At 47.1% G+C, this 22,174-nt stretch carries 20 protein-coding genes and 1 tRNA gene; 15 read left to right on the top strand and 6 right to left on the bottom strand.

Going from position 1 to position 22,174, the window contains the following annotated elements:
• Positions 1–101: 101 nt before the first annotated feature.
• The 9 genes from HUT38_00440 (at position 102) to HUT38_00400 (ending at position 6,310) form a co-directional block, all read left to right on the top strand.
• Positions 102–527 carry a hypothetical protein gene (locus HUT38_00440; protein ID NUQ56956.1) on the top strand — a complete coding sequence of 142 codons (426 nt, stop codon included), beginning with the start codon at positions 102–104 and terminating at the stop codon, positions 525–527.
• Between the two features lie 21 nt (positions 528–548).
• Complete coding sequence (locus tag HUT38_00435) at positions 549–1,415, top strand: M23 family metallopeptidase (GenBank protein ID NUQ56955.1); 867 nt, start codon at positions 549–551, stop codon at positions 1,413–1,415.
• A 26-nt stretch (positions 1,416–1,441) separates the two neighbouring features.
• Positions 1,442–1,879 carry a hypothetical protein gene (locus tag HUT38_00430; GenBank protein NUQ56954.1) on the top strand — a complete coding sequence of 146 codons (438 nt, stop codon included), beginning with the start codon at positions 1,442–1,444 and terminating at the stop codon, positions 1,877–1,879.
• 146 nt (positions 1,880–2,025) lie between these two features.
• The gene (locus HUT38_00425; GenBank protein NUQ56953.1) at positions 2,026–3,021 is read left to right on the top strand and encodes a D-alanyl-D-alanine carboxypeptidase; all 996 of its coding nucleotides are present in this window, start codon (positions 2,026–2,028) and stop codon (positions 3,019–3,021) included.
• A 102-nt stretch (positions 3,022–3,123) separates the two neighbouring features.
• Positions 3,124–3,618, top strand: a complete 495-nt coding sequence (locus tag HUT38_00420) for a hypothetical protein (protein ID NUQ56952.1) — start codon at positions 3,124–3,126, stop codon at positions 3,616–3,618.
• A gap of 104 nt (positions 3,619–3,722) precedes the next feature.
• Complete coding sequence (locus tag HUT38_00415; protein NUQ56951.1) at positions 3,723–4,916, top strand: S8 family peptidase; 1,194 nt, start codon at positions 3,723–3,725, stop codon at positions 4,914–4,916.
• A 220-nt stretch (positions 4,917–5,136) separates the two neighbouring features.
• Positions 5,137–5,454, top strand: coding sequence for a hypothetical protein (locus HUT38_00410; GenBank protein NUQ56950.1), 318 nt, complete (start codon positions 5,137–5,139; stop codon positions 5,452–5,454).
• Between the two features lie 6 nt (positions 5,455–5,460).
• Positions 5,461–5,952 (top strand): hemerythrin domain-containing protein, encoded by a 492-nt coding sequence (locus HUT38_00405; protein NUQ56949.1) that lies wholly within the window; start codon positions 5,461–5,463, stop codon positions 5,950–5,952.
• A gap of 4 nt (positions 5,953–5,956) precedes the next feature.
• Positions 5,957–6,310: a hypothetical protein gene (locus HUT38_00400; protein NUQ56948.1), complete on the top strand. Its 354-nt coding sequence runs from the start codon at positions 5,957–5,959 to the stop codon at positions 6,308–6,310.
• On the opposite strand, the gene trpS is transcribed toward HUT38_00400, so the two are convergent.
• Positions 6,307–7,305 (bottom strand): tryptophan--tRNA ligase, encoded by a 999-nt coding sequence (trpS, locus tag HUT38_00395; GenBank protein NUQ56947.1) that lies wholly within the window; start codon positions 7,303–7,305, stop codon positions 6,307–6,309. The two genes, HUT38_00400 and trpS, sit on opposite strands and share 4 nt — an antisense overlap.
• A gap of 94 nt (positions 7,306–7,399) precedes the next feature.
• Here trpS and HUT38_00390 point away from each other — a divergent pair, with 94 nt between their 5' ends.
• Both HUT38_00390 and HUT38_00385 read left to right on the top strand, forming a co-directional pair.
• Positions 7,400–7,774 (top strand): hypothetical protein, encoded by a 375-nt coding sequence (locus HUT38_00390; GenBank protein ID NUQ56946.1) that lies wholly within the window; start codon positions 7,400–7,402, stop codon positions 7,772–7,774.
• Between the two features lie 72 nt (positions 7,775–7,846).
• Complete coding sequence (locus HUT38_00385) at positions 7,847–9,331, top strand: hypothetical protein (GenBank protein NUQ56945.1); 1,485 nt, start codon at positions 7,847–7,849, stop codon at positions 9,329–9,331.
• Between the two features lie 142 nt (positions 9,332–9,473).
• Here HUT38_00385 and HUT38_00380 read toward each other — a convergent pair whose 3' ends face one another.
• The 5 genes from HUT38_00380 to HUT38_00360 form a co-directional block, all read right to left on the bottom strand.
• Positions 9,474–11,156 carry a ribonuclease J gene (locus tag HUT38_00380; GenBank protein NUQ56944.1) on the bottom strand — a complete coding sequence of 561 codons (1,683 nt, stop codon included), beginning with the start codon at positions 11,154–11,156 and terminating at the stop codon, positions 9,474–9,476.
• A 111-nt stretch (positions 11,157–11,267) separates the two neighbouring features.
• Positions 11,268–11,351 (bottom strand) — tRNA-Leu (locus tag HUT38_00375).
• Between the two features lie 311 nt (positions 11,352–11,662).
• Positions 11,663–13,429 (bottom strand): peptide ABC transporter substrate-binding protein, encoded by a 1,767-nt coding sequence (locus tag HUT38_00370; protein NUQ56943.1) that lies wholly within the window; start codon positions 13,427–13,429, stop codon positions 11,663–11,665.
• 49 nt (positions 13,430–13,478) lie between these two features.
• Positions 13,479–13,730: a preprotein translocase subunit SecG gene (secG, locus tag HUT38_00365; GenBank protein NUQ56942.1), complete on the bottom strand. Its 252-nt coding sequence runs from the start codon at positions 13,728–13,730 to the stop codon at positions 13,479–13,481.
• Between the two features lie 284 nt (positions 13,731–14,014).
• The gene (locus tag HUT38_00360) at positions 14,015–14,467 is read right to left on the bottom strand and encodes an HIT family protein (GenBank protein ID NUQ56941.1); all 453 of its coding nucleotides are present in this window, start codon (positions 14,465–14,467) and stop codon (positions 14,015–14,017) included.
• Between the two features lie 235 nt (positions 14,468–14,702).
• Between HUT38_00360 and HUT38_00355 the strand changes: the two genes are divergently transcribed.
• From HUT38_00355 to HUT38_00340, 4 genes are all read left to right on the top strand, one after another.
• A complete protein-coding gene (locus HUT38_00355) occupies positions 14,703–15,005 on the top strand; it encodes a co-chaperone GroES (GenBank protein ID NUQ56940.1) in 303 nt (100 codons plus the stop codon).
• 145 nt (positions 15,006–15,150) lie between these two features.
• Complete coding sequence (gene groL / locus HUT38_00350) at positions 15,151–16,836, top strand: chaperonin GroEL (protein NUQ56939.1); 1,686 nt, start codon at positions 15,151–15,153, stop codon at positions 16,834–16,836.
• Between the two features lie 783 nt (positions 16,837–17,619).
• Complete coding sequence (locus HUT38_00345; GenBank protein NUQ56938.1) at positions 17,620–20,208, top strand: tetratricopeptide repeat protein; 2,589 nt, start codon at positions 17,620–17,622, stop codon at positions 20,206–20,208.
• A gap of 144 nt (positions 20,209–20,352) precedes the next feature.
• Complete coding sequence (locus HUT38_00340; protein ID NUQ56937.1) at positions 20,353–22,032, top strand: hypothetical protein; 1,680 nt, start codon at positions 20,353–20,355, stop codon at positions 22,030–22,032.
• Positions 22,033–22,174: the final 142 nt, after the last annotated feature.

Genomic DNA, 22,174 nt, shown 5'->3' with positions numbered 1-22,174 from the left:
GAACTTTCTTGTTTCTACGAACCCCGTAGCGGGTTTACTGCACTGTTTTTATTTTAAACCCTACTTTGCAAAAATAAAAGAGTTGGTGGTATAATAAAACCATGAAAACAAAAATTTTAATTTCAATTATCGCCATAGCGGCCGCTGTTTACGGGATTTTTGCTTATGTTTCCAAACAAAATTCAACCGTTGAAAATGGCGGCGGCGAGACTGCCGCCATTAAAGGCAAAGTTTCCATCGGGCCGATTTGCCCGGTGGAAAAGGAAGGCGAGCCGTGTTCCGTGCCGCCGGAAGCTTACACTTCGCGGGAAATTGTCGTCTATAAATCCGACGGCAAAACGGAGGTGAAGCGCTCCGCTATAAACACGGACGGGACATATTTGTTTAATCTTAAACCGGGCTCTTATATTTTGGACACGGCGCGCAAGGGCATCGGCTACGCCAGCAAAGACCTGCCTTACGCTTTCACGCTCGCTGAAGGAGAAACGAAAGAATTTGATTTTTCCATTGACACCGGCATAAGGTAAAAAAAGTTATAATATTGGTAAATGAGGTTAATTTTATCAATATTGGCCGTTTCTTTTTCCGTGCCGGCGTTTCTTGTTTTTCCGGCGAGCAGCTTGGCCGAACCGGAGCTTGTTTTCCTGCCGGAAGCGGTCAAACAGGGCGAGCCGTTGATGATAACGGTAAAAGGGCGGCTGGAAAATAATTCCGTCAAAAAAATAAGTTTTGGCGGGGAGGCTTTTCCCGTTTTTTATTACAAAAGCAAACCGGCCGCTTTGGTCGGCCTGGATTTGAACAAAAAGCCCGGCGAGTACGAGATTGCTGCCGAGTTTTCCGATGGGTTTGTTTTAAGAAAAAAAGTCGCGATTGCCGAACGGAAAAAAGTTGAAGCGCCTTTGGGAATCCCGCAAAAGCTGGGAGGCAACACTGTCCAAAGCCAGAACAAACTGGCGGCGACGCTGGCGCTGGAAAATAAAAATCTGGCCGAAATGCGCACCGGTAAAAAATCTTTCTGGACGGGGTCGTTTCGTTTCCCGTTGCAAGAAAACATTATCACCGACGATTACGGCTATTCCCGCAAAACCGGCGCCTATACCATCGCTCACAAGGGGACGGACTTTCGCGCCCAAGAAGGCACGCCGGTTATGGCCATGAACCGCGGCGTCGTCCGCGCCGCCCGGGAATACCGCAATTACGGCAAAACCGTGGTGGTTGACCACGGGCTCGGCCTGATGACTCTTTACATGCACCTTTCTGAAATCAAGGTTAATGAGGGCGAACTGGTCCAAAGAGGGCAACTGCTCGGGCTAAGCGGCCGGACCGGCTATGCCGAGTTTCCGCACCTGCATTTAAGCGTTAAAATAAACGGCGTATCCGTGGACCCGGTGAAGTTTGTGGAGTTGTTTTACTAACAGCGGTGTGGTGGTATAATTATCTTATGCTTAAAATAATTATAGCGTTAGTGGCGCTTGCCGCGATAACCGGCGGAGCCATCTTGTTTAAACAAAACAAAAAAGAAGAGCCGCGAAAAGAGGAACAGACGCAAACCCCGGCCACTTCCGGAGACAGCGTTTCTTCCGGCAGTCTGGTTCATGACCTGCCGATTGAGCCGGCAGCCAAAGTCGCGCGCAAAAATCTGGCGGACTTTTTATCCGTTGACGAAAAAGACATCCTGATTCTTGAGGTAAAAGACCAGGATTGGCCCGATTCCTGTTTGGGTGTGGCGGCGGTGGATGAGTTTTGCGCCCAGGTTATTACTCCGGGATTTGAGGTTATTATGACCGTCGGGGGCAAAAAATACGTTTACCGCACGGATAAAGACGGGACTATTTTGCGGCGGGCTTCGGTGGCGGAAAGCGATTACGAAAGCAAGTAAACCCCCACCCTGTTTAGATGTTTTTTGCTCCTGGATGTCCTGAGATAATTAACATTTAAAGTAAAATTACACGGGGATAAAGTACAAAAATATGCTTCGCAACACCTAAGCAGGTGTGGGGGTAAAATTTTTAAAGAAAAATAAAAATGGCGCATTACGGCAAAAGACACGGAATCATTTCTTATCTTTTTTGGACGGGGGTGGCCGTTTTTTCCGGCGTGTTTTTGTTTTACTCCGCCACAAAGGGCGTCCGTTACGCTTACGAATCATTTTCGCGAATGTTTGAGCCGCTGGTTTACGAGGCCCAAAATTTCCCCCTGAAGGTTTCCGCCGCCGCGGGCGCGCCCAAAATTTTTTATGCCTTAAACGACGGCGGGAAAGGGATTTCCGGCGATTCCGGCCCAGACAATTATTACGCCATAGACAAGAATATGCCCAAACCGCAACTTTCCGCCAAAGCTTATCTGGTGGCCGACCTGGATTCCGGCGCGATCATCTTGGAGAAAAACAAGCTTATGACCGCCCTTGTTTCTTTGGAAGAAATGGATCAAACAGGGGTGGCGGCGGTGCCGATGGCCATTTCCAGCATTCCTTATTACAAGGTGGGCGGCCTCAAAGCCGGCCAGCTGATAAAAACAGGGGACCTGATTTATCCGCTGCTTCTGGAATCCAGCAACGCGGCGGCGGAGACTATTGCCAGCGACTACGGGCGGGGAAAATTCATCAAAATGATGAACAAAAAGGCGGCTGAACTTGGCTTGCGCAAAACTTCGTTTGCCGACCCGAGCGGCGTTTCCCCGGCCAACGTGTCCAGCGCCCAGGAAGTGTTTGAATTTCTCTCCTACATTTATAAATACAAAAAAGAAATTTTGGACATCACCCGTCAGGAGGGATATTCTTCCGACTCTAACGCTTGGCTTAATAAAAATTTAATCGCCGACATGAGAAATTATCTGGGCGGCAAAACCGGCCACACCAGCCAAGCCAGAGAAACAATCGCCGCGGCCTTTTATATGCCGGTATCGTTCGGCGGAGGCAGGAACATAGGCATTACGCTGCTGAAAAGCGAATCCCGCGAAGAAGACGTGATGGAAATTCTTGATTATATCAACAAAAACGTGCGCTTCGGCTCCAATTATTGAAAATAGCCTGTGCAAAACTTGATTTTCCCCGCCCTTGCCTTTGGGAGAGCGGGAAGTATAATTGAATTATCTTATTATTAGCTTAATTATTTTTTTAAATTTATGGACGAGAAAAAATCAAGCGCGCCGATGATAATAGGAATTATCATCGCGCTGGCGGTTATCGGTGTTATAGTTTGGCTTTTTGCGGGTAGGCGAGCGCCCGCTCCGGAGGTTGAAAACGGAGGAGAAGAACAGATGATGGAAGATTCCCTAACAATGATGGATCAGAAGCCGGGACGGTTCGTCAACGTTAGGGAGGCGAAGTTGAGCAAGAAGGGATTTATAGCCATACATGAGGAGCAAGCAGGAGGTCCGGGATCCACCATTGGCAACAGCAGCTTGCTTAACGTTGGAACCAGCCGGGACACGTCTGTTACTTTAAGCCGAAGAAGCGTTGCCGGGGAAAATATGTACGCCATGCTCCATTGGGACAACGGCGACGGGGTTTATAACACCGCCGACGACCAGCCGGCCAAAGACAAGAACGGTAACACCGTGGTGGTAAAGTTCAAGATAAGAGACGACGCTTCCGAACCGGTTGACTACAAGCTCTAAAAAGTCCTATAAAAACACCAGTCTTGATTGACTGGTGTTTTTCTTTTTACGGTGGTATAATTAAGTTTAGTCGGAATAACGGTTTATTTTTTATAAATCCAACTATGAAAAACAAAAATATCATAGCTTTAAGTGTTGTTTTAAGCCTTTTTTTGGCAAACGGAGCGTTTCCAGCCGCTTACGCCAAAGATAACGATGGCGACAATGACGCGCAAAAAAAAGAAGTCCGCAAAATAGTCGTTTTGGAGCCGGGCGTTGATTTGGAGAAAACGGAGCAGACCATCAAAATTAAGCACAAAAACGCCAGGACCAAAAAATTAGACCTGGTTAACGGCTTGGCCGTTGCGGTTGACGATGAGGAATCGGCGTCCGCTTTAAGTAAAGAAGAAGGAGTCAAAAGAGTTGAAGACGACGTCGTTGTCCAGACACTGGCTGTTACTGAAAATTTAAAGGTAAGGGGCGGAAGTCAGCCTTCCGAAGGGTTGCCTTGGGGAGTTGGCAGAATACAGGCCGATTTGATCTGGCCGACCGGCAATACCGCCGATCCGATAAAAGTCGCCGTTATAGATACCGGTATTTCCACTTCTCATCAGGACTTGTTCGGCAACATCAAGGGCGGATACAACGCCATTGATCCGAGCAGGAGCTATAATGACGACAACGGGCACGGTTCTCACGTGGCGGGTATTGTTGCCGCGGTGGACAACTCCATTGGAGTTATCGGCGCCGCTCCGGCCGCCGACCTCTACGCGGTCAAAGTTCTCAATAGAAGAGGTTCCGGTTACGTTTCTGACGTCATAGAGGGTATACAATGGGCTATTGCCAACGACATGGACGTTATAAACATGAGCCTCGGTTCCAACTACGATATCGCTTCTTTGCGCGACGCGGTCATAGCCGCTTACAACTCCGGAATAGTGATAACGGCTGCGGCGGGCAACGACGGCGCGGCGGTGGATTATCCGGGAGCTTATCCGGAAGTTCTGGCCGTGGGCGCCACCGATTATGGCAACAACATCGCTTCTTTTTCCAGCCGCGGGCCGGAAGTTGATTTAGTAGCTCCGGGGGTGAGTATTTTCTCCACTTACAAAGGCTCCTGGTACGCTACGATGTCCGGCACTTCAATGGCCGCTCCTCACGTGGCCGGCGCGGCGGCTTTGTTGCTTAATTCTCCGGTCGGTTTTTACGACTTCAACGGCAACGGCGCCTGGGATCCGGCGGAAGTTTACCAGAAACTGGAAGATACCGCCTCCGACCTGGGCGTAATGGTCAACGCTTACAACGCCGTCAACTGGTAATAATGTTTGTAGATTAAAACAAGAACAGTTCCGCTAAAGCGGAACTGTTCTTGTTTTAGAGAGGAGAAAGATTATAATTTAATCATGCCCGGTAGGACAAATTATGATGGTTTTTGCCGGGTATATAAAAGTCATTAATATTAAAAAGTAAGCTGGTTGTTTAATTGTTGGGTTATCATTTAACCAAAAACATAGGCAATCATAATTTGTACTAACCGGGATGGGACCGAAACAAGTTTTGTTTGTTTTTATAGCCATAATCTTCGCTATCGTTTACGTGTGGTTCGTTTTCGGCGAAAGCGAAAATCCGTTTGTTTTTTTTAAGGAACCGGACAGGGTTCCAGTAATGGCCAAATACCGGGGTAAATTAAGCTACCTGAAAGTCGTCTATACTACCAATACCAATCAGGCGACTGCCAGGTTTGAAAACGATTGCCGCTTGAGGAAAGGAAGATTCAATATGTGCGGCAACACTTGCGACCTTAATGCCCAGACATGTACTCAAGTTTGCGCTTTTACTTGCGAAGTAATAAAATAACAAAATATGAAAAAACCAACCCAAATATTATCGGATGAACACAAAAATATTCTTACCGTCATTGATTCTCTTTTAAGGAAGTGCGACGGCCTGGAAGGCGGCGAGGAAATAAACGATGACTTTTTCCGTCGGGCGATTGAATTTATCAGGAAGTACGCCGATAAGTTCCACCACGCCAAAGAAGAAGACGTGCTGTTCGTAAAAATCAGCGGGCATTCGCGGATGCACTGCGACCCGACCAAGCAGATGCTTCACGAACATGAGATCGGCCGCGGCTTCGTGAAGGGGATGGAAGAAGCTCTGGGGAAAAATGACAAAAAATCTCTATGCGAAAACGCCCGGGGTTATGGCGAACTTCTGCGGGAGCACATCTTCAAAGAGGACAATATTTTATATCCTATGGCCGACGAGGCGCTTTCCGAAAGCGAGCAAAAGGAAATGGCCGAAAAATTCGCCCAAGTGCCGGATCTGGCTTTTAATGAGAAAGAGTGGAATTAAGTTTATGTCAAAAAATAATGTTAAAAAAACAAGAATTTCTTCCGCTTCTCTTAAGAAAATACCGGAGAAAGAAAAAGATTATCTTGCCGCCGTTTTGGAAGAAATGAGGTCTGATTTTAAAGCATTCGGAGAATCGCTTGATTTCGTGCGGAAAAAGGGCGACGCGACTTTTGAGGAGGTGGGCAGAATAAGGGTAGAATTAGAGGAAATGAATTTCCGCCTGACTAACGTTGAAGATGAAGTTAAATTTATAAGAACTACTTTGGAGGTACTAAAGACGTCTCTGAACAAAAAAGCCGACATTGATTTTCTGAAAAAGCTTGAAATTGAACGGCATCTGAGAATATCAGCCGCTTAAACCTCCAAAAAACCGACTTTCTCTCTCACTTCTTTCATTGTTCGGCCCGCGATTTCGCGGGCTTTCTGCGCGCCAGATTTTAAGATGTTTTTCACTTGTTCCGGGTCGTTTTCCAGTTTTTTGTATTTTTCCTGAAGAGGAGACAGACCGGTTATCACAACATCGGCCAAATCTTTTTTAAAAACGGAATAATTTTTTCCGGCGTATTCTTTTTCCAGCTCGGCAATAGGTTTTTTAGAAAACAAGCTGTAAATCGTCAACAGGTTTGAAATCGCCGGTTTATTTTCCTCGTCGTATTTTATCTCGCTGCCGGAATCAGTGACAGCGACTTTTATTTTTTCTCTTATTGTTTCCGGAGAGTCTAAAAGAGCGATGTAGCTATGGGGGTTTTCGGCCGATTTGGACATTTTTTTGGAAGGGTCGTCCAGACCCATAATTCTTTTTCCCTCTTTGTTGATTATCGGCTCGGGTATGGTGAAAGTTTCGCCGTAAGTGTTGTTGAATTTTCTGGCGATAGTTCGAGCCAGTTCTATGTGCTGGACCTGGTCTTCTCCGACCGGCACCAGATTAGTTTGATAAAGAAGAATGTCGGCGGCCATAAGCACCGGGTAGTTGAGCAGTCCGGCCAAAACGCTTTTTTGTTTGCGCGATTTATCTTTGAACTGGGTCATTCTTTCCAGCTCGCCCACGGGAGTAATGGTGGAAAGTATCCAATTGAGCTCCGAGTGTTGGAGAATATGGGACTGAATGAAAATGATTGATTTTTCCGGGTCTATTCCGGCGGCCAGATAAAGTGTGGCCACTTCCAGTGTTTTGTTTCTTAATTTTTCCGGTTCCTGCGGCACGGTGATGGCATGCTGGTCAACCACGCAGAAAATGTTTTTATTGGCGGGTTCATCCTGGGACATGACCCATTGTTTGATGGCTCCCAGATAATTTCCGATATGAATATTGCCGGAAGGCGCCACCCCGCTAAAGATAACTTTATTTGCCATGAGTTAATATTAACATTAGACAACCGAATTTTGAAGAATATAATAAAATTGTGAAAAAGGCGAACAAGAAAACTAAAATCGAAAAACCGGACAAGTGACGATTGATAAACTGGCTTTGATGGTGGCTAAGGGTTTTAACGAAGTTCATGACAGGTTAAATGGAATGGATGGAAGGTTAAACAGTATTGATAACAGATTAGACCACATGGACGAAAGATTTGACCGTTTGGAAAACAGAGTTGAATCCATTGAAAGAAGAATTTTTTCCACTGAGGATATTTTGACGGAACACGGCAAAGGCATCAGAGAAATAAAAAGCATCTTGGCGACGCACAGCAAAGATATAGAAGAGATAAAGGACGAACTCAAGAGATTAAAGAAAACCGGCGGTAGCGATAACGACCATAGAAAAATTTTAGAACTGGAGCAAAGAATTTCTGCGCTGGAAGCCGTCGCTAAAATGTGTTAATTAATTCTTGTTGTGGTGTAAAATATTGTTAATGGAATGGTGAGCTAAAAAAACAGCGCAATAAGTAGAAAAATGAAAAAAATTCAAAATTTCTTCTCGGGCTTTTTAATCATTTTCTCTTTGTTTTTTGTCTTTCATTCGGCCGAAGCCGGTTTTTTTGACTGGTTTTTCCGATTCTTTGGGAAGAATGAAGCAAACGTTAAAAAAGAAGAAATTGTTCTTCCCAAATATTATCGCCTTGGTGTTTCCAGTGTCGGCTCCGGAACGGTGATAATTAATGTTAATGAGGGGAAAATAAATTGTGGCAATGAATGCCGAAAAATATTCCCCGAAAAATCATTGGTAGAATTAACTGCCAAACCAAACGATAATTATATTTTCAAAAGCTGGTCCGGTTGCGATTACACCCCTAACGAAAAGTGCAAAATTGAGATGAATAAAAACGTAACAATAACGGCTAATTTTGCAAAAAAAGAAAATGTCGTAAATTCGCAGCAACAAAGCGGATCTCATAGTTCTAAAATTATTTCCTCTTCGGTTTCGCAAAAAAGTTCAAGTAAGTCATCTTTGGTTTCTTCAAAAACAAATAATTCTAAACTTTCTAATAGTTTATCTAGCGCCGCAAGCTCTAAAGCACCTTCAAGTAGGAGCAGCAGTTCGTCCTCAATATTTTCTGCTGAACTTATGGAGGATGTCTTTTTAATGGATGATGACGGAACTCTTATCGATTCGGACAATAAACTTATTGATAAAAAAATAGTCGAAAAATTTTACACGCTACATCCTCAAAAGACTTACTACGACTTTTTAAGTGTGTTTCCGAGTTTTGAGCCTGGTTTTCAAGGTGCGTTTCATAGCATTGTCAAAAACGATGTTAAAGGTATCGGCGGACCACAAATTACTTCTTCTTATTTATCTGACTCAAATAAACTAATTGGGGTTAATTTTTTAGGTTTCGGCTTTACTTCCCCTCGCATAAAAACAGAAGATGATGTTAAGAACAATCTTCATTATCTAGTCCACGAAACCGGTCATCAGTGGCTTGCGTACATCGGGAAAGAAGAAGGTTTTTCAACTGCCACTCATTACACAAACTGGACTGACACCGGTTTTATTAGGGATGGCCAGCAGTGGAGTGATGTAATGGGAGGGTCTCCATGGAAAGACAATGGTGATGGAACAGTGAGTGAGATTATTACAAATAAACAAGGATTCTCAAAATTATCTCTATATCTTATGGGGCTGGCTTCTCAAACAGAAGTACCTGATTTACGAATTGTGGTTCCGGAAAATCCTCAGGATCAATCTCCTTTTAATGTCCATGTCCGAGGTGAGCCTAAAACAATTTCGATCAGTGATATTGTTTCAAGATATGGAACAAGAATCCCTTCGTATCAAACATCACAGAAAGATTTTAAGATGGCCTATATCCTTTTAAGTAAAAAAAGTAATCCTCCGACCATGAGTCAAATAGATGCCATTAATTATGTTGCTAAATATTTCCCGTCCGAGTGGAATTTTGTAACTTACGGTAAATCAACCATAAACTCACGCTAGGCAAAGTCTCACAAAGCATTGCTTTGAAATTACGCCTATACTATGACCGGCAACACCACCCCAGCACTATCCGCCTTTGGCGGAAGTACGGGGTAAGACTCGGTTTCAATATATCCATATTGCAAAATTAACCCTCCAACTATTAAACCTCGATGATGACGGGTAATACCATCGGTCTTCTCTTCGTTTTTTGGAACAGGAATTTGCCGACACGCTCCCTCAAGTTTTCTTTGACGAAATCAAAATTGACGGGATGAGTTTTGCCGGCGGTTTCTTCCACGGTTTTCCTGATGAGGTACCTTGTCTGCTTGAGCAGTTCCTGCGATTCGCGCAGGTAGATGAAGCCTCGGGAGATGATGTCGGGCGAATTGCGGACTTTGCCGGTCTGGGAATCCACCACGGTTATTATCACGAAGATGCCGTCCTGGGAAAGCATCTGCCGGTCGCGAATGACCACTTCTTTGACGTCGCCTACGCCCAGGCCGTCCACCATCACGTAGTTGGCAGGAACGCTTTCCTTGAGCATTCTTATTTTCTCGTCGTCGGCTTCTATTACTATGCCGTTGTTTAACGGCACGGCGATATTTTCTTTGGGCATGCCGATTGACTCGGCCACGTCGGCGTTGGTTTTAAGCATGAAATAAGTGCCGTGCACCGGAACAAGATATTTCGGTTTGAGCATTTTTAACATCAGTTTCAGGTCTTCCTGGCAGGCGTGGCCGCTGGCGTGCACCTCCGCTATCTTGTAGTGGATTATTCTGGCGCCCTGCCTGGCGAGGTTGTCTTTGAGGTTCTGAATACTCCTTTCGTTGCCCGGAATGATGGAGGAAGACAGAATAATGGTGTCCTCTTTCTGGATCCTGATGTGCCGGTGCTTGCGGTTGGCGATTCTCATCAGCGAGGCGTTTTCTTCCCCTTGAGAGCCGGTGCAGATAGCGATGACTCGGGAGGGCGGGAAGTCGTCTATTCTTTCCACCGGAACAATGACGTCTTTTTTGGGCTTGAAGTAGCCGAGATTCTTGACTATCTCAAAGCTGACCTTGAGGCTGTGGCCGTCTATGATCACTTTCTTGTCGTATTTCTCGGCGATTTTTACAATCTCTATTACCCGTTCTATGTGGGAAGAGAATAGGCCGGTGATTATCCTTCCTTTGGCCTCCTTGATGTATTTTTCCAAAGTCTGATAGACCACCTTTTCCGGAATGGAAAAGCCCGGCGTTTCCGCGTTGGTGCTCTCCATAAGCAAAAGCAGATTGTTTTCTTTGCCCAGCTGCTGATACTGTTCCGTGTGGACCGGTTTGCCTTTGATGTCCAGTTCTATCCTGAAGTCGCCCGGGTAAATGATGTTGCCGTACGGCGTTTCTATGATTACGCCGATGGCGTCGGGGATAGTGTGAGTTATCTCAAAAAACCTGGCGCGCAGTTGGCCCATGCGGACATAGCTTTGCGAAGTGACCTCTTCAATCTTAATGTTGGACATATGAGGAAATTCTTCCTGTCTTTTAAGAGCCATGGCTTTGGCGAACCTGGTGGTGTAAATAGTCGGAAAGCCAAGTTTCTCAATGACGTAAGGAATAGCGCCGACGTGGTCGGTATGCCCGTGGCTGATGATGAGTCCCCTTATTTTATCGCGGTTTTTCTCCAGGTATTCCGTGTTGGGAATGATAAAGTCTATCCCTGGAGTTTCTTCTTCGGGGAATTGGATGCCGGCGTCAATGACCACGATATCGTTGCCGCACTCTATGACCGTCATGTTGCGGCCGATTTCTTCCACGCCGCCGATGGGTATTATCCTTATCGGATGTTTCTTTTCTTTTTTTTCCATTTTTGTTTAAACCAGTTGAACTTGGGCATCCGATGTCCAATGGACACCGGATGCCCAAGTTCTGATTATGTTAATAATAATTAAACTGATAATTAGGTGTTTAAACCCGTGTGCCCCCAAGAGGATTTGAACCTCTATGGCCTTGCGGCCACTAGCTCCTGAAGCTAGCGCGTCTACCAATTCCGCCATGAGGGCATTAATTATTTAATGTGCGCGTCCCCGCCCGCAACGCCTGAGCAAGCTCATGCTTGCGATGGCGGGCGGGTGCCAATTCCGCCACCGCGGCTTTTATTTTAAATTTTCTGCCAACTTGCCCCGAACCTCCGCCTTGGGCGGATGGTTTGGGGTTCCACCACTTCAGCTTTTTAACGCACGTTTTTATTTACCCCCACACCTGTTTTGACATTGTTCGCTTTTGCAAAATTTTTGTCTATGCAATTAGACTTTCGCCGTGTTTAATATTCTACGGCTGAAATTGCAAAACCGTCAGCTCACATTTTGCCATATCAAAACAGGTGTGGGGGTTTATCCGCGAAAATTTTCCACGCCCTGTCCGTGCCTCTGTGCCATTTGTAAACGGATAAAAATCTTTCCGACGGCACGGCGACGCTCGCCATATTCTCAACCCCTTTCAAATCCTTCGGCGCGACGTAGATGAGTTTCGGCGAATAAACGAAGACGGCCGGCGTGTCGTTGAATATTTCTTTCTGGAACTCCTCGTACTTTTCTTTGCGGACGGTTTCGTTGAACGTGGCGCGGGCTTCTTCCAGGAGCCCGTCCGCTTTGATGTTGGCGTAGAGCGCCACGTTCAGGCCCGGGTCGTTTCTTTGCGAGGAATGCCAGAATGCGAACGGGTCCGGGTCGCGGCCGACTATCTCGCCGAAAAGGAGGACGTCGTATTTCCTCGGCCTTATGACGTTCTGGTTGAGGTCGCCGACTTCAAAAACTTTCACTTCCACTTTGGCGCCCAGCTGTTTCCAGGCTGTCCTTAGCATTTCCGCCGTTTCCTTCAGTTCCGGAGCGTCGGCGGTGGAAATGACAAATGACAAGGCTAGCGCTTCTTTTCCTGATTTCTTTTCCAAGATACCCGTCTCTTCATTCAGCTTCCAGCCGTTGCGGCTTAAAATTTCCTTCGCTTTTTCAATTGAGGAGGATGTGGCCGCGGCGCTGTTTTCTATCGCCCCGAACGTTCCCGAAGGGAGGGGGCCGTAAAGTTCCGTGCCGTAGCCTTTCAGCACCTGCTCAATTATTTTCTTCCGGTCAACGGAGATGTCCAGAGCCTGGCGGACTTCTTTTTTGGTGAAGGCTTTGACGTTGTTTTGGTTGAGGAACGCTCCGAATATTCGGGAGAGGTAAAGCGGGATGATGGCGTTTCTGCCGCTTTGGACTTTGGTCAGAGCTTGCGGGGTCAAAGCGTTGGCGCTTTCTATTTCTCCTTTCTGATAAGCGGCGATGATGTCTTTTTCCGAAGAGTAAAATTTCAGGATTATTTTTTTAAGGCGCGGTTTGCCCAGGGAAAAATTTTTGTTGGCCGCGAACTCGTAGGAAGAAACGACCTCCGATGAATTTCTCTTTATTTCTTTTATTTTGTACGGGCCGGAGCCGATCGGCTTAATGTTGAGTTCGCTGAAGGTCATCTGTTCCGGAGAGACAGGCGACCAGATGTGGGCGGGCAGTATGCCGATGGTAGCGTTTTCCAAAAACGGAGCGAACGGTTTCTTCAGGGTGAATTTGACGGTTCTTTCATCTGTTTTCTGCACGTCTATTCCTTCCCATGCCGCACGTTTGGGACTCTTGGTGGCGGAATTGGTAAGTCTGTCTATTGTAAAGACGATGTCGTCGGCGGTTACCGGCTGGCCGTCGTGCCACCGGAGATCAGGCTTAAGGGTGAAAGTGTAAACGAGCCCTTCGTTGGAAATGGTTACGCTCTCGGCCAGGTCTTTTATCAGCTTGCCGTCGTCGTCTCTTCTCATCAGGCCGGAGTAGACGAGGGCGGTGACGTCCCTGTCGGCGTCGGAGATGGCCAGCACCGGATTGATGAATCGCGGAGTGCCGATAATACCCTCGGTCAGCGAGCCTCCGTAGGCGGGGACATCAATCATAAAATAGTCGCTGGTCTTGGAGATAATCACCAGCGCGGAAAATACGAACGCCGCCGAAAACAGGAGAAAGGCGATTTTCTGCCAGACAGCCATTTTTCTCAAAACGTAAACCGCCTCCGCCAGAGTTGGAATTTTGGAACGTTTTTTGGGAAGTTGTTTTAGATAATCCACAGTCTTTTAGTTCTCCGGAGAAAGCCGGAAATAATCAAGGGGAAGTCGCTTATTTTATTATAAGGGAAGCGAGCGTTGACATTACGAACAGGACGCCGAAAATGATTGTTGAAGAAAATAATATTTTCTCAAATCCTCTTTTCGTGTGATAGGAAGACCCGGCGTTGCCGAAAGACGAGCCCAAAGAGCTGCCTCTTTGCTGGAAAAGCACGGAAACGACGAGTATTGCGCTGACGAATATCTGGAATATGGAAATAGCGGAGCTTATGTTCATCGGCATTATTATATTTGATAATGGCAAAAAAATCAACCCCACTAGAAGTTTAGCGATACTCCCGCTTAATTTTAAAGTTATTCAGTGAATTCACCTTCGGCTTTGTTCGTGGTTCGTGGTTGATTAACGCATGCTGATAAACTTCTAACGGGGCAATCCCCTGCGGCATTGGGTTTACAAAAGCATCAATAAGTGCTAAGGTGGTGTATTCCTTGAGATAGTCTCAAAGAGTGTAAAGTAAGGAGAGAGTCGGAAATCACAAAGCCCTGACTGTCATCGTACAGCCAGGGCTTCTTTTTTATCGGAGGGTTTTATTGTCCTGTTATTTTATTTGCGAGTTCAGCTAATTTTTCATCGTTCGCCCGTTTGTAGTCGTGCGAAGAAATGTAACCCTCATATTTCTCAAAATATTTATCCACGTTTGACTTGATCGGTTTCCATTCGGCCATTTTAGTCCCATGCATCGGGAAAAGTTTTGCATGAACGTGATCAACGCCAAAACCTTCAAAAATCATTCCGGTTCTACCAACGTCTTCAAGTTTAGCATCAAGTAGTTTGGCAGTTTGTTTTGCTGCATTGACGAGACCCATCAAAAATTCTTCGGGCAAATCAAAGGGGTACGACGGATAGTGCTCCTTCGTGATAACAACGGAGAAACCTTCTGTGTTTGGGAAAATAGAAAGAAAGGCAAGATGTCTTTTGTCCTCCCAAATTTTATGGGCATGAGCTTCGCCTTTTACAATTTTACAAAAAATACAATCCATATAATTGTTTATTGCAATTATAGTATGACTCGTTATTTTTTTAATTTCAAGCCCACTGAGCATTTTGGCGAGTGGGCAAATAGTGGAAGTGGGTTGAAGAGGGGGACTTTTTACCCGTGAACCGAAGCGAAGCCCTGCCACACCGGTGACAGGGTTGAACTAACCCGTTGACATTAAAGCCTGTTTTTACATATAATAGCCGTACAAAAAACATTATCAGTTAATGTAAAAACCTATGAAAAACATAAAGCCATTGCATAACAATGTTTTGGTTGAGCCGTTGTCCGATGAGGAAAAAGGCTCAAAAACAAAGTCGGGAATATTCATTCCGGAGACGGTGGATAAGGAAAAACCGGATCAGGGCAAGGTGGTTGAGGTCGGCCCGGGCTCCAGAGACAAGGACGGCAAAATTATTCCCATGTCCGTGAAAAAAGGACAGAAGGTGATGTTTGCCACTTACAGCCCGCACGAAATAAAGGTCGGCGACAAAAAGTACTTTATTATAAGCGAAGACAATATTCTTGCCGTTATAGAATAACGGCAAGAAGCACCAAATTACAAGTACCAAATCAAAAACAATTTCTAATGACCAAAATCAAAATAACTAAATTTTTAGAATTTTGATAATTTGAATTTAGGATTTGTTTGGAATTTGGGTTTTGGAATTTGGAATTTTAAAATTTATGGCAAAAAAAATTATTTTCAGGGAAAAGGCCAAAGAGGGTTTGAAGAACGGAGTTGACGCGGTGGCCGACGCAGTCAAGATCACCCTCGGCCCCAAAGGCAGCAACGTGGTGCTGGAAAAAGGCTACGGCGCTCCCACTATTACCAACGACGGCGTCAGTATCGCCAAAGAAATTGAGCTGGAAGACAGGCTGGAGAACATGGGCGCGGAGATAATCAAAGAAGTGGCGAGCAAGACCAACGATTCCGCCGGAGACGGCACGACTACGGCCGTCGTTTTGACGCAGGCCATCGTCGGCGAAGGAATGAGGGTAACCACGCTCGGCGTTAATCCGCTCGGAATACGGCATGGCATAGAGTCGGCCGCCGAAGCGGTCGTGAACGCTTTGAAGAAAATGGCCAAACCCATAAAGAGCAAGGAAGAAACGGAGCAAGTCGCCACCGTGTCGGCGGAATCGGCGGAGTTCGGCAAGATGATCGCCTACGCCATAGACAAAGTGGGCAAGGACGGCGTGGTGACGGTGGAAGAGTCGCAGTCGCTGGGGGTGGAAAGCGAGTTCGTGGAAGGCATGCAGTTTGATAAAGGCTATGTCTCTCCGTATATGATAACCAACGCGGACAGAATGGAAGCCGCCTACGAGGACCCGTTTATTCTCATTGTTGACAAGAAAATTTCGTCCATAAACGAAATATTGCCGCTGTTGGAAAAAGTGGCATCTTCCGGCAAAAAAGATTTGGTGATAATCGCCGAAGATCTGGACGGAGACGCTCTGACCACTTTGGTGGTTAACAAATTGCGGGGAACGTTTAACACTTTGGCTATAAAGGCGCCGGGATTCGGCGACAGGAGAAAAGAAATGCTTCAGGATATCGCTGTTGTGACGGGTGGCAAGGTTGTTTCCGAAGAAGTGGGCATCAAGCTGGCCAACGTGGAACTGAATATGCTCGGACGGGCGAGGAAAGTCATCGCCACCAAAGACAACACCACCGTTGTCGGCGGCAAGGGCAAGAAGAATGACATTGACGCGCGGGTGGAAGGCATCAGGAAAGAGATCGCCAAATCCGACTCCGACTACGACAAAGAAAAACTGCGGGAGCGGCTGGCCAAACTGGCGGGAGGTGTGGCGATAATCAAAGTCGGCGCCGCCACCGAAACGGAAATGAAGTACAAGAAAATGAAGATAGAAGACGCGGTTGAAGCCACCAAAGCGGCCGTGGCGGAAGGAATCGTGCCCGGCGGCGGCGTGGCTTTGCTTAAAGCCAACGCGCTTGTTTCCAAAGATTTTTCGGCCGGCAAACTCAGAGCTCCTTCCAAAGAATGGGAGAAGGAATTCAACGTCGGGGTGGAAATTTTGCTAAGGGCGGTTGAGGAGCCGTTAAGACAGATAGTCAACAACGGCGGCAGGCACGAAGGCGCGGTCATCGCTTCCGATCTTAAAAAAGAAATAGCCAAAGAGCCGTCTTCCAACATCGGCTACAACGCGGCCGCCAGCCTCATCATTCCGGATATGCTCAAAGCGGGAATAATTGATCCAGTCAAGGTCACTCGCACGGCTTTGCAGAACGCGGCTTCCGCGGCGGCGATATTGCTGACCACCGAAGCGGCGGTGGCCGAGATTCCGAAGGAAAAACCGGCTGGCGGCGGAGCCGGCATGGGCGGAATGGGTGGGGGAATGGAATACTAAGTCTAAGAATCAAGAATTAAGAATCACGAATAGAGAAGAAAATATTTAAAACACCATGAGCGGCGGCTTGTGGTGTTTTAAATATCGTGGTATAATTGTGTTGGTTTGGCGACGCGCAGCCGCGTTCCGCTCCGCCAGTTGGCGGATAGCGGAATGAGGAAAGTCCGAACACTCACCCTGTTTTTAACAGGGGAATCAGGGTAGCGGGTAACGCCCGTCGTCCCGCTTACAGCGGGATAGAGGTGCGAACAGAGACGTCCCGATGCGAAAGTTTCGGGATGCCCCGTGTAGCTTTAGCGACGTGGGGCGAGTTCCGGCGGTAACGCCGGAAGTGCAACGGCTAAATCCTTACCCGGGTGCAAGGCCGTGTTGCGTGCTTCGCACGCAGTTCACAATTAAGTAAAAAGTTCATAAAGTTAATAAAGTTTTAAAGAATCATTGTTTTTAATTTTCTTTATAACTTTATAAACTTTCAGCTTTATAAACTTTTTGTGGCTTGCGCGCGGAGCGCGCGAAGTGCCGCTATATTCTTTCGCCGCGAGGCGATTGATGTGATTCCGCGAGCAATCGCGGAACAAGATAAATGGCTGCGCCCAGCCTCGCTAAAGCGGAGCTGGGACAGAATTCGGCTTACAGGCGCTGAACCATGATAATGAAAAGCGATCCGTTACGGCGGGTCGCTTTTCTTTTATTTCCACAGCAAAGTTTGTATATTTGCTTATTGATTTTATAATGTAAAAAAGAAACCTTTTTAATTATTTAGTTACTTATAAAAAACTTCATATGGACGTCATAAAAAAAAGGAAAAAGTCGGACAACGAAATAAAAATAGACATAAGCAATAAAACAGACTTCATAGACGTTTCCGCGCCCGCGGAAACAGAAGCGGCTGAAAAATTTGAAGATGAAAGCATGGCGGAAGTCGCGCGGGCGGAACAACCGGCCGCGCCCGATGTTCAGACTGTTAAAGAAAAGAAAACTATCTGGGAAAAAATACTGGTGAAAATTTTTTACGCGCTTATCCTGCTGATGCCATTGTTTGTTTTGCCGCTTTCGGCTTCGCCGGTTTCGGCGGGCAAGAGCGTTTTGTTCTACGGCGCGGGAGTGTCCTTGCTTTTTCTCTGGCTTATGGCCGGATTCCAGAAAAGAAAAATTTCTTTCCCGAAAAGTTTTCTCCTTTACGCGTCCTGGCTGATGGCGCTGGCGTGGTTGGCCGCGTCATTTTTCGCCGACAATCCGGCCTTGTCTTTGACGGGCAAAATCTACGAAACGGACACCTTCGCCTTCCTGGCTCTGGCGTTGTTTATGATGTTTCTGGCCTCCGTTTATTTCCAGAAAGAAAACAGAGTCCCCAACGCCTACAAAATAATATTCGCTTCGGCGCTGGCGGCGGCGCTGTTCCAGATCGCCCATCTGTTTTTTGGCGCGGGTGCGATAATTCCCGGAATGTTTCCGCTTAAAAACTCAAATCTAGTGGGAGGGTGGACCGATTTCTCAATATTTCTGGGTTTCGCGGCGATTTTGGCGACTTTTTCCGGCGCGGCGTCACGGGGAGAAAACGCGGGAAAAAAGAAAAAAATTTTATATATTTTGGCGGCGCTTTTTATTGCCACACTCGCTTTCTCGGCCAGTTTTCTGGTCTGGACGATTTTTTGCGCCGTTTCTTTCGTAGTTTTTCTTTATTTTTTTCTGGAAAATATCGCCGAAAGAAAATTGGAGAGGAAAGGATTTTCTTACAAAACGGTTTTATCTTTCCCGTTTTTTATTTTCCTTATCTCCGCCTTTTTCGTCGGCGATGGCTCTCTGAACAACAGCCTGTTCGCGTCCAAGCTTAGCGGTCTGGCCGGAACTTCTTTCGTGGAAGTGCGTCCGGACTGGTCGGCCACCAAACACGTTATCGGCGAGGTGTTTAAAACCGATTCCGTCCTGGGCAGCGGGCCGAACACTTTTTCCTACGACTGGATAAAATTCAAGCCGTTGGCGGTGAACGCGACCATGTTCTGGAACGCCAGATTTTCCTCCGGCGTCGGCTACTTCCCGTCGGTTGTCGCCACCGCCGGAATAGTAGGAGGACTGGCGGCGGCTATCTTTCTGGCGGCGTTTCTCGTCTGCGGCGCAAAAATATTTTCCAGAAAAAGCGAAAACCGTTCCGGCGGGTCCGCCCCTTCGGCAGACAATCTTTTAAAATCATCTTTTTTGGGCGCGGCGTATCTGTGGTCTTTTGAGGTGTTTTATTCCGGCGGGCTGGCCGTGCTTTTTTTGGCCTTTATTTTTACCGGATTTGTCGTAGCGCTGATGATAAAAGAAAAAATAACGCGATCCGCGGAAAAAACTTTCGAGCGGAAAACCAAGTCAGGCTTCGCCCACTCCGCCGTCTCAATAATTCTCCTGCTCGGCGCCGTTTCTCTGGGATATTTTTATTTCCAGAAAATTTCCGCCGTTTACGCTTACAACAAAGCCGTCTCCGTCTTCAGTCGGACGGGGGACGCGGAAAAAGCGTCCGCCCTTCTTGAGAAAGCGGCCAAAATGGACAAACAGGACGAATATTACCGGCTTCTTTCCGAAATCAATCTCGTCCGGCTCGGGCAGGCCGTTTCCGGCTCTGGCAAGGACGCGTCAAAGGCCTCCGTCGCCGAGGCCAGTCTCGCCTCGGCCATAAAATACGCTTCAGAGGCAGCGTTGAAGCTTAATCCGGCCGAGCCAGCCAACTGGATGCAGCTGGGCAAAATTTACGAAGCGGTGATGCCTTTGATTGATCCGCAGAAATCGCAAGAAGCCGAAGCTTCGGCGATCAACGCTTACGCGGCGGCCATCAGCCAATCGCCTTCCGACCCGTCGCCGTTTCTGGCGGCGGCCAGAGTCGCTATCAATAGAGACAAGCTGGAAGAGGCAAAAAAGTATCTGCAGTCGTCGCTGTCTTTGAAACCGAATTTCGTCTCCGCCCTGTTTATGCTCGCCCAGATTGAGGCGCAGTCCGGCAATCTCAATGAAGCGATAGCGGCTACGGAACAGGCGGCTTCGTCTTCGCAAAACGACCCATCCATATTTTTCCAGCTTGGTCTGCTTTATTATCAAGCTAAAGAAATCAATCTAGCGCGGCTAGCTTTTGAAAGGGCAGTGTTGCTTGACGGAAATTACGCCAACGCCAGATATTTCCTCGGAATTATTTACGATAAACAGGGTATGAAGGAGCAGGCTCTGGCGCAGTTTGAGAGCGTCGCCCAGACCAATCCAGACAACGAGGAAGTTAAGAAAATTATTGGAAATCTTAAATCAGACAGAAGCGCTTTAAACGAAATTTCTCCGCCGGGCAAATCTCCGGAAAAAAGGGCGGAGCCGCCGGTTGAGGAAGAGGGTGAGGAATCCCAGTAAAAAACAATGCCCGGTAGGACAAATTATGATGTTTTTTGCTGGGTATTTAAAATTAAAAATAATATTAAAAAGTGATTGGTTGTTTTTTGGCAAGCAAGTTGCTTAACCAAAAAAAGAAAGCAATCATAATTTGTACTAACCGGAGTGGTAAGAAAAATTTTTAAAATCTTCAATCGCGAATTCGGCGGCCTGCACAAGGCCGCCTTGGTGTTGGCGGTTTCTTCGGTCGTGTCGGCGGCCTTCGGCTTGCTGAGGGACAGACTGCTGGCCTCAACTTTCGGCGCCGGCCAATCGCTGGACGTTTATTATGCCGCCTTCAAGATACCGGACTTCATTTACATCGCCTCTCTTTCCCTTGTTTCCGTAAACGCTCTTATTCCTCTTTTTCTGGAGAAAAAATCCGCTTCCGGCGAAGAGGCGAAAAAGTTTTTAAACGGCGTCTTCACTTTCTTTTCTTTGGCGGTGCTGATAATGGCCGGAACGGCTTATCTGGCAGCGCCTTATCTTTCCGGTTTTGTCGCGCCCGGATTTTCCCCCGAAGCTTCAGCGCGGCTGACGATCATAACCAGGATCCTCCTGCTCTCGCCGATACTGCTCGGACTTTCCAACTTGCTGTCGGGGGTCGTCCAATCGTACAACAAATTTTTCATTTACGCTTTAAGCCCGATTTTTTACAACATCGGGATAGTTTTGGGGATAATTTTTCTCGCCCCGCGCTGGGATATTTACGGGGTGGCCGCCGGGGTTGCTCTTGGCGCCTTTGCCCATTTAGCCGTCCAGTTGCCGACGATTATAAAGCTTGGTTTTATGCCAAAGTTAGCCGGAGTAAATTTAAAAGAAATTTTTAACTTGGCGAAACTTTCTTTGCCGCGGACGCTGGGGCTAGGGCTTAACCAGATAATTCTGCTTGTCATAACCGCCGCCGCTTCGCTTCTGGGAGCGGGGAGCATCGCCGTGTTCAACCTTTCCTATAACCTGCAGTCCGTTCCGTTGGCGGTAATCGGGATGAGTTACAGCGTAGCCGCTTTTCCGACATTGGCCAAACTTTTTGTGGGCAACCGGAAAGACGAATTTTTAAAATATTCTTCCGCCGCCGTCCGTCAGATTATTTTCTGGTCCATACCGATATCGGCTTTGGTGATAGTTTTGCGGGCGCAGATAGTGAGGGTTATTTACGGCGCCGGCAGTTTCGGCTGGCAGGACACGCGGCTTACCGCCGCCGCTCTGGCGCTCTTTGCCGTCTCCATCACCTCGCAGTCGCTGGCTGTGTTGTTTATCCGGGCGTTTTACGCCTCGGGCAAAACCTGGAAGCCGATAATGGCCAATCTTGTTTCCGCTTTCCTAATAATCGGGCTTATACCAATTTTTTTGAAGATTTTTTCCGGCTCTGATTATTCCCGTTCCTCTTTTGAAGGAGCGTTAAGGGTTTCGTCTGTGGGGGGCACGAGGGTATTGGCTTTGCCGCTGGCATTTTCTGTGGGCATGATTGCCAACTCCGTGATGCTTTTCGCGATGTTTGAGAAAAACTTCGGTGGCGTCTGGAGCGCGGCGAAAAAAACTCTTTATCAGGTTCTGGCCGCTTCCGCTTTAATGGCGGCCGTCTCTTATTTTTCACTGGGCGTTCTGGACGATGTTTTTGATATCAACACTTTAGCCGGCATATCGGCGCAAGGGGCGCTCGCCGCCGCCTCCGGCCTGGCGGTTTGGTTTTATTGTCTGCGTCTGGCGGGCAATAAAGAGCTGGAGGAAGTTATTGCTTCCTTTGCCAATAAATTCTGGAAGACGAAAGTGGTGGCCCCGGAACCGGAAAGTTTGGAGAAATAATAATTTGCTATCCACACCTTTTTATTTTTTTTGCCTGCCGATAAGGTAAAATATAACCAGCGGATAATATAATTTGCCACGAGCAAAAATGGAATTTTTTAAACATAAAATCCGCGGTTTTGTTTTTAAAAGAAACCCAATC

Origin of the sequence: Candidatus Paceibacter sp. (assembly GCA_013360865.1) — a bacterium.
Taxonomy (GTDB): domain Bacteria; phylum Patescibacteriota; class Minisyncoccia; order UBA9983; family UBA9983; genus SURF-57.
Note: the sequence above shows the minus strand (reverse complement) of the source record. Positions and strands in the feature narration are given on the sequence as shown.